Here is an 8,122-nt window from a genome sequence, read left to right as displayed (position 1 = left end):
CAGCTAACAGATCAGAAGGCCGCGCCCATTAGCGGATAGCCGGGAAACATCGGCAACCGCATCGCCACGAAAGAAAGGAAGTTTTTCTATGGGTTACAATCGTTACATGAGCGGAATGTCCTGCGGTGGTCTGGTCACAGGGGAAGCCTTGACTGACGATCAACTGCGCGCCGCCGTGCCCTCGATCTTCGCAACCGAAGCCCACGAAAGCCGGTCTGACCGCTTTGTTGTGGTGCCGACAATCGACGTTCTGACCGGACTGCGTAAGGAAGGGTTTGACCCATTCTTTGCTCAGCAGGCCAACACCCGCATTGAAGGCAAAGCCGAGTTCACCAAGCACATGCTGCGCCTGCGTCACCGCTCGATCACCAATGCCGAAGGCGAAGCCTTTGAAATCATCTTGGTCAACGCCAACGATGGAACCAGCAGCTATCAGATGGTGCCGGGGTTCTTTCGGTTCGTCTGCGCCAACGGCTTGATGGTTGGTGATAGCTTTAACGAGGTGAAGGTGCGCCATTCTGGTGACGCTATTCATGAGGTTATCGAAGGCGCTTACACTGTATTGGAAGATGCGCCCCATGTGGCCGAGCAGGTTGAAACCTTCAAAGGTATCTCTCTGGACGACGCCGAGCGCAAAGTGTTCGCAGAAGTGGTGCATGAACTGCGCTTTCCCGAGGCTCACAAAGAAGATGGAAAGCCCGCGCCGGTTCAGGCTGACGCTCTGTTGAGAACCCGCCGTAATGCCGACCGCCTGACCGATCTGTGGACCGTTGGCAATGTTCTGCAGGAGAACGTCATCAAGGGCGGGCTGCATGGTCGTGTCAAAGATGCCAATGGCCGCACACGCCGACAGCGCACCCGTGGCGTCAAGGGCATCGACCAGAACAAAGCCCTGAACCGGGCCGTCTGGTCTCTCACTGAAAAGATGGCAGAGCTGAAGGGCGTAAGCCTCGCCGCCTGAAGAACAGCGCGCGGCTCGATCCGGGCCGCGCATACCCCCTGACTCGGAGCAGAGACCATGCAAGCAAACATCATCAACACAGTCGCCCACGAGCGTTTCAACAATTTGCCGGTAGGCGACACGCTGGAAAAATATGAGTGGTTCACCATTGCGCCGGTACGTCACGACGAAAGCGAACAGGCAACCGTTCAATGTGAAGCTGGATGGGCCGAGTTCTGGACGATCTACGGCTGGCATAAAGACGGGTCCGACGAGAACGCCTGTTTTGTGGCCGACGCGGTACACGACGAATTTAATCCCCGTGACATTGTGCGGATCGCGCGCCAGATCGCCAACGAGACCGGCAAAGGGTTCATGGCTGGCGACATTCACTATGGATATTATCCCCGCAATGGCGAGGGTCCGATTGCCGTCACAGATTTCAAAGAGATTGCCGAGGATCTGACGCACGCAATTCACGAGGCCAACGAGGACGAGATTCCGGACGAGGATCAGCGCGTCGATGATTTTGACAATCACTCGCTGGCCGATCTGCGCGAGGCGTTTGTCGATTACTCCGACTATTCGGGTTCTGATCAACTCGACCCTTATCAGCCCGAGACCACCGCCCACTGAAACCTTGCAAAGCCGGGAGGCCGCAAAAGCGGCCCCCGCCATTTGCCCGATGGAGAGCAGAAATGCAGCAGCTTGATTTGATACCGATGGCCCCAAGCGAGAAGGGAACACCAGGCGCAAACTGGTGGGCCGGTGCCTGGGAATGCCGAAACTTCGACGGGTTTTTTCAAACCCGTGAGCAGGGCCGGGGACCGTGGAAATTCGTGATCTACGGTTTTGGCGGCGACGATGTTTCGGTCTACGGCGTCAACCCGTTTGGTGAGCTTGTCCACCAGAGCGTGCCTATCGACGGGCAGGATCGCATCACCATTCTTGGCCGCAAATATGGCCGGGACAACTGGCAGCACTAAGCCGGGCGAAGCCCGAAAACTGAAACGGAAAGGACCGTTCAATGTATGCCCATTGTTTCCGATCTGGACACATCGAGCTTTCCGAGCATCCCGACATCGAGGGCGGGATTTGTATTGGTGAAGGGACAGAGGACGAGCTGACCCGCAAACTGGATGGACGCGCCCGCATGTCATGGAATGACACGTGGTTGGTCCCCGGAGTGCCGGAGGCCGAAACCGGAGACGCCGCGCTAGATGCCACCATTCGGTTCAAGACTCGGATGGATGAACCTCTGCCAGAGGCAGGGTAGATGCGCCGCCAGTTCACCTTGCCGGGTCTCGATCAGCCGCGCCGACCCCGGCGCGTTCTGATGCACGCGGCTGGTGTAGGTCAGGCCCCCGGTATGATGCCCGGTTGGCGAACCGCCAAGGGCGGGCACTTCATATGCGGTCAGTGCGGTCATGACGCCGGATGGTGTTTTGACATGACCGATACCGAAATTCGGCGGGGCAATCCGTGCCCGGTCTGCAACCACCAAAAGGAGGATTCCGATGCTTGAGAAATGTGTTCATCACACCATCGACATTGCTGTTGCCGGTGCCCTTTTGGTGGCAGCAGTTTCAGCGTTTTGCTGGCACGCGGAACAGCGCGCCACTATCGAGGTTTGGAAGTCTGACCGAGCCGCCCGACTGACCGTCGCGCGAGACTGACCCCGCCCTTTCAGCGCGTCCTGTTCTTCCTATCATCGAACATCCGGGCGAGATCCGGATAGCCCGCCCCGCATCGGTTGTGCAGGGCCAGCCCGTCCTTTTCTCGGTCGCATGTCTTGGCGATGATCTTGAGCGCCGAGGGCAGCGGCGTGTCAGCACCGACCAGCTCAATGAACCGCTTTTTCGGGTACTGCCCGTACCGCCCGCAGGTCTTGCAGTTGATCCGGACCAGCTCAAACGGATAATCCCAAGCCCTCACAACGTACAACCCCCGGTAGTGCGTTTTTCACGCGGTCTGAAAATCTTCAACCCTTCTATTCTCAGCATCTACCCCACGGGTCCGTTCAGAGCCAGCGTAAAGGCTGGCCGCTCGGTCCCCGTTCGCGCCACCCAACGCGAAGCCGCGCGACTGGCACCGTGCCAAGATCCCGACCGAGACACCCTGACCTGATGTGCGACAGCCGGTCAGCTCGTCGGGTCGCGCGGCTGCAGCCCAGCCGATTTGTTGGCGCACAGACCTGACCGGCAGAGCCAATGCCAACTCGTCGGCACCCGCCGCTAGAGCGTCGGGAAGTTGAGCGCGCCCAGGCGCACGTTAAATGCAGATTGCATTTAACGTGCCGGAAAGTGACGGGCGCTGTTCGGGCAGCCCACGCTTTGCGTGATTGCCCTGCGCCAGTCCACCGGCACCCACGCCTGTTGATTGGAAAAGGGACGGAACCCTTTTCCCGGCGTGGAAATAGCCTCCAAGAGCAAAGTTGCTCCGATCATGATTGGAGAAAATACGGATTTCTCAAATCACATCGGTTTACTCTTGGAGATTATGACAAGATTAGGTGGTTGTGTTACAAATTGCTTTACACTACTTTTGAGCCATGAGCAAAACCGCCGAAACCGATGTCTTTTCCGTTCGAATGCCAGTCGATGCTATTGCTCGATTGGAATCTGCCGTGAAATCCCTCGGAGCCAAAAGTAGGAACCAGGTCATTCAGCGTCTCGTCTATCGTCTGATCGGTTATCTCGATCCTGACCCCGCTGTTGTGGATCTCTGGCAGAAGCACTTGCGGCAGGTTCAGGGTGGGTACACCAATCTCAACCAGCTTGCGAAATCGGCCAAGCGCGGCACGGTGATCTGGACGGATGACGACCGGCGCGATGTCGAAAACCTCCATCGTGCGATCATCCAGCACCGGCAAGACCTGAAGGCGATGATCACAGCAGCGCGTCGCAACCGGGAGCCCGAGTCCGCTATTCGCCGGATCTTGCGTAACGACGATTGGACACCTGAAGAATGAATGTTGCCGCCCGTGATCTGACAGCAGGGGAGTTGCTTGAGCTGGCCTTCCGGGAAGCTCAAAAGGGTGTAGATCAATCCAAGCGTGTCAACCAACAGTTGCAAGTTGCCAAGCGCATGAAGTTCATGGTTTCGCGGGCTTCACCCGTCAAAGCGCGGCTTGGTGCTGTGGTTGGCAAGCCCGAGGCTGTCGTGAAACACGTTCGCAAGGGTGGGGTGAAGAACGCGCAGGAACTTCGACGCCAGATCAATTATCTGACCGTCCGCGCCGAGGGTGTTCTGGATATTCGTGACAACGGTGTGACGCCTCTGGATCGGGATCAGATAAATGATCTGATCGAGAGTTGGGCCGACGATTTCACCGGCAAAACCAACTACGGCTACACGCGCCACATGATCGTGTCCTTCCCTGAAGGGACCTATCCGGAGGCGGCTCACCAGTCCGCTTTGGAGTTTGCGGACCGCGTGTTTGGCAGTGGTGATTTTGGCGATACCTGGGACTATCTGACTGTCTTTCACCAGGACACGAATAACCCTCATGTCCACCTCGTTGTGAACTGTCGGGGCGTCGAACATGGGCAGTGGCTGGCCATGGGAATGACCAGCGACATGAACATTGATGTGTTGCGAACCATCCATGCCGAGACCGCTGAAAAGTACGGGATCGAGCTGACCGCGACGACCCGCCTTGAACGCGGATTGCGGCAGGAAGTCGAGACCGACACATGGAAGGCACAGGCCGGAATGTCGGTTATCGAGAATACCCCTGAAGTCGAGGCTGTTGCCCGCGACAGGGCTGCGGATTGGATGACCTTATCCATCGCAAGAATGTCCGATCTGTTTGACGAGCGCGCCAACGCCGTCAGCGAAAAGATCGAAGAGTTTGCCATCAAGCTCATTGAAGGAGAGGAACCTATGGTATCGAAAATGGAACATCTGCTGGATCAAGCTGATCACTTTGATGATTACGGTGAGCCAGGAGGCCCCGATTACAAATCGCCGGAGTTGATGCGCGAGCTGCGCCGACACATCGAATTGGGAGGCGATGAGGAAACAATCAGCCCTGATCTGAAAGCCCGCGTCGTCCAGCACATTGACGCCCATCAGCACATCGAGGAAAGCGGAGGAACGCTCTCGGCGATGGCCGATATTGTCGATCACAAAGACTATCAAGCGTCCGAAAACTACTCGCCGCCAGCGGTGCGCTATGACGCTTACATGCGCGATACTTTGGGCGAGGATGCCAGTGACAATTGGTCGAAGAAGTCTGCTGAAATCTTGCAGTCCATCGAAAAAATGGAAGGACTGGCGCGCGAGGTTGAAGATCCTCATCTGCGCGTTTCAATGGATATTCAAATAGGTGAGTTGAAAGGGGACGTAGCCAACATGCGGCCCAACGATCCCGACCTTCAAGCCTTCATCATCGAGGACCGCCGGTATTCTACGATGATGGGAATGGGCACCGCTGAAATGGATGTCTTGGACTATCCAGAAGCCGACAAGTGGGCCGCGATCCGTAAGGAGGTTTCTGACGCCGCCGAGAGCTATGGCCTCGATGGCGAGAAATTCATTGCCCGGTTTGGGGATCATGAGAATGTCACGTTGGGCACAACAATGGGATGGCGCAGCGACGACATTGCGACCGCAGCGGCTCACTTCCAGGCTCAAGGATTGTCGGACAGCCACGACCGAGCCGAGGCCGTTGTTGACGAGCTACACCAGCTTGCTTCTTCCAGGATCATCGCAATCTCAGAAGAATTGTCTGATGTTCACGCCCACGCTACTCACCCACTCTTGCAAGGGCGCGGTGACGATACCGGTCATAGCTTGGAGGAGGATGACGGACACAGCCTATAAGGACTTCACCCGGTCTGCCTGATGAGCGCGCCAACGCCGTAGGCAGATCCATCACAGAGTTTTCCATCAACTCGCAAAGGAAAAACTATGGTTTCGCGTACAGACTATCTTTTGAACGAAGTCGAACACTTCGCACCCTATTCCCAATTTGATCAATCCGCCCCGCGCGAGGATCGCGTTTCAGAGCAGATCGACATCATCAAGAAAGAACAGCAGGCGATGGGCTTTGATCGTGCAGCCATCGCTTCAAAGAGCTTCGACATCGAGGACCAGGCCAGCCAGCGCGTAATTGAGCATATCGGCCAAGCTGACCTGATCAATGAACTTAAGATCGAAATTGAAACCGCTGAGAGGACGGGGGAACCCGTGGACTTGGCGGATATGCGTGTTCTGGTTGCTCAGCACATGAGCGAGGCGCAAGAATATGATCTGCATCACCCTTACTACTCGTCCCTAGCGGATCTGACTGAAGATAAGGATTTTCAGGATTCCGACGACTACCAGTCGCCCGGTGATCGCTATGTTCAGTATATGCAATCCGCTCTGGGTCAGGCCGGTTTCGAGAACTACGAACAGCAGACCAAGGACATCGTGAACTCCATCGAGAACATGGAGGCTCTTGCACGAGATGTCGAAGATCCGCATCTGCGTGCTGCAATGGATGTGCAGATCGGAGCGCTGAAGGGCGATGTTGCCGAGCTACGCCCATACGACACTGACCTGCAAGCATACACTGTTGCCGACGACAGTTACACCACGTCCATGAATGCGGCCGAGTTGGACAACCTGGACCCGTCCGAGGCCGAAAAATGGCTGGCAGTGCGTGACGACATTGTTGCAACCGCCAACAGCTTCGGACTCGATGGAAACAAGTTCCTGGCCCGCTACAACGATCATGACAGCGTTTCAGTCGGCACCACGGCGACTTGGCGAGACGCGGACATTTCCACCGCTGCCGCCCATTTTAACAGCCAAGGTGTTCCGGACAGCTACGAGCGCGCCGAGGCCGTTGTCGGTGAGCTGCACCAAGTTTCATCCAGCAACATTGCCGCCGTGGTGCAAGAGATTGCCCATACCCGCGAACAGGCCACCCACGTCCATGAAGATGACGGTCATAGCCTTTAACCACGGAGGACATGATAGATGATTGTTCGCATTCTGATCTTGCTCGCCGCCGTCGCAGGGACTTGGTACGCAACCAAAACGCACACAGAAAAGCGCCTCACAACTGAGTGGCGGCTGGCGGTAGTGAAATGCGTTGCTGGGAACAGCGAAATTTCTGGACTGGAACAATGCGTCGTCCAGGCCGCACGACCACCGGCTACGGCTTCTCGTGCAGGAGGCCAATGATGTTGGCGACAAACCAAAACCATTGTGCAGTGCATTCAACTGCACAGATTGCGCCGATGATGGGGCATAACAACCCGCCTCCTGAGAGGGTCATCAAGCCGTCGCCCGCCAGTGTTTTCGGGCTTCGGGCTGCATGGCTTCGGTTCGCGGAAAAGAGGGAGATAGTGCGTCTTGCCAAACTACACGTCAGGATCGAGCGAAAGGAGCAAGCTCTGAAGGAACTGCGGGCCGAACGCACCACAATCATGAATCGGTGTATCCGTAGAATGCGCCGCGCCTCTGGCAAGAACTGAAGATATACGGCCGCGTACAAGAAGGGTACCAATGAGTGAACCAAATTTCGGTTCAGGTATTTCGCAATAACCAGATTGTAGATCTGGTCACAACAAGCATGATTTCAGTGGCCCGCAAAGGTGAGTCAGTCACGTTCGAAAGAAGGGTCGAAGACCTCTCAGACCTTCGGCACGAGTTATGCCCGAAAGTTGGTGATGACCTGAAGCGGGCGTTCTCGGCAACTGAGGTGTCCGTCAGAACAAGTCTGAAATTCACATGTCAATGGCAGGTCGCAAGGGGCGCAGATTGCGCCCCCGCTTTAGATCAAATCAAGAATGTGTCTTCCTGCGATTGATCGAATGTTGCTGCGACGAAAGCATCATGATCAAGCGTTGTGCCATCGGCAAACACGAATTCATCTAGTCGATGTAAGCCTTGGTTTGAATTGGTGTACTCGCTTAGTACAGTTATTGAGCCAGCAGTACCTTCAATGCCAATCACCAAATCATCAACGCCATCTGCATTTATGTCAGAGCGGAAACTGAAGACATCTGCCTGATCAATGCCCTCCCCGAATACCAGCCGGTCGTTTTCCTGGTAGTTGGTGGAGTACTCGTTGATGGTGTCGTTGCCTTCGCCACCCCGGAACACATAGTCGTCGCTCGCCCCGGACCCGTCGAAGTGATCGTCCCCGTCGGTGCCCAGTGTTGCGACGCGGAATGCGTTGCGGTC

General features: G+C 56.2%; 10 protein-coding genes. 7 read left to right on the top strand and 3 right to left on the bottom strand.

Annotation, left to right across the window (positions count from 1 at the left end):
• The first annotated feature begins 88 nt into the window (after window positions 1–88).
• From AC2FPW_RS16895 to AC2FPW_RS16885, 3 genes are all read left to right on the top strand, one after another.
• Window positions 89–961 carry a DUF932 domain-containing protein gene (locus tag AC2FPW_RS16895; protein WP_480774392.1) on the top strand — a complete coding sequence of 291 codons (873 nt, stop codon included), beginning with the start codon at window positions 89–91 and terminating at the stop codon, window positions 959–961.
• 57 nt (window positions 962–1,018) lie between these two features.
• On the top strand, window positions 1,019–1,576 hold the full coding sequence (locus tag AC2FPW_RS16890) for a hypothetical protein (protein WP_496814657.1): 558 nt from the start codon (window positions 1,019–1,021) through the stop codon (window positions 1,574–1,576).
• 62 nt (window positions 1,577–1,638) lie between these two features.
• Entirely contained in the window at window positions 1,639–1,926 is a 288-nt protein-coding gene (locus AC2FPW_RS16885) for a hypothetical protein (RefSeq protein WP_475190827.1), read from the top strand.
• A 230-nt stretch (window positions 1,927–2,156) separates the two neighbouring features.
• Here the strand turns inward: AC2FPW_RS16885 and AC2FPW_RS16880 are convergent, their stop codons facing one another.
• The gene (locus AC2FPW_RS16880; protein ID WP_496814656.1) at window positions 2,157–2,441 is read right to left on the bottom strand and encodes a hypothetical protein; all 285 of its coding nucleotides are present in this window, start codon (window positions 2,439–2,441) and stop codon (window positions 2,157–2,159) included.
• 16 nt (window positions 2,442–2,457) lie between these two features.
• On the opposite strand from AC2FPW_RS16880, the gene AC2FPW_RS16875 reads away from it, so the two are divergent.
• Window positions 2,458–2,616 carry a hypothetical protein gene (locus tag AC2FPW_RS16875; RefSeq protein ID WP_480791303.1) on the top strand — a complete coding sequence of 53 codons (159 nt, stop codon included), beginning with the start codon at window positions 2,458–2,460 and terminating at the stop codon, window positions 2,614–2,616.
• 10 nt (window positions 2,617–2,626) lie between these two features.
• Here the strand turns inward: AC2FPW_RS16875 and AC2FPW_RS16870 are convergent, their stop codons facing one another.
• Window positions 2,627–2,875, bottom strand: a complete 249-nt coding sequence (locus AC2FPW_RS16870) for a hypothetical protein (protein WP_496814654.1) — start codon at window positions 2,873–2,875, stop codon at window positions 2,627–2,629.
• 616 nt (window positions 2,876–3,491) lie between these two features.
• Here AC2FPW_RS16870 and AC2FPW_RS16865 point away from each other — a divergent pair.
• From AC2FPW_RS16865 to AC2FPW_RS16855, 3 genes are all read left to right on the top strand, one after another.
• Entirely contained in the window at window positions 3,492–3,911 is a 420-nt protein-coding gene (locus tag AC2FPW_RS16865; protein ID WP_496814653.1) for a hypothetical protein, read from the top strand.
• Window positions 3,908–5,767 (top strand): relaxase/mobilization nuclease domain-containing protein, encoded by a 1,860-nt coding sequence (locus tag AC2FPW_RS16860; protein WP_496814652.1) that lies wholly within the window; start codon window positions 3,908–3,910, stop codon window positions 5,765–5,767. The genes AC2FPW_RS16865 and AC2FPW_RS16860 overlap by 4 nt, the downstream gene beginning before the upstream one ends.
• Before the next feature lie 87 nt (window positions 5,768–5,854).
• The gene (locus tag AC2FPW_RS16855) at window positions 5,855–6,892 is read left to right on the top strand and encodes a hypothetical protein (RefSeq protein WP_496814651.1); all 1,038 of its coding nucleotides are present in this window, start codon (window positions 5,855–5,857) and stop codon (window positions 6,890–6,892) included.
• 822 nt (window positions 6,893–7,714) lie between these two features.
• On the opposite strand, the gene AC2FPW_RS16850 is transcribed toward AC2FPW_RS16855, so the two are convergent.
• Window positions 7,715–8,122, bottom strand: a 408-nt coding sequence (locus AC2FPW_RS16850; RefSeq protein WP_496814650.1) for a calcium-binding protein, incomplete at its 5' end; no start/stop codon positions are given.

This window comes from Ruegeria sp. SATB027, assembly GCF_059613825.1.
Note: the sequence above shows the minus strand (reverse complement) of the source record. Positions and strands in the feature narration are given on the sequence as shown.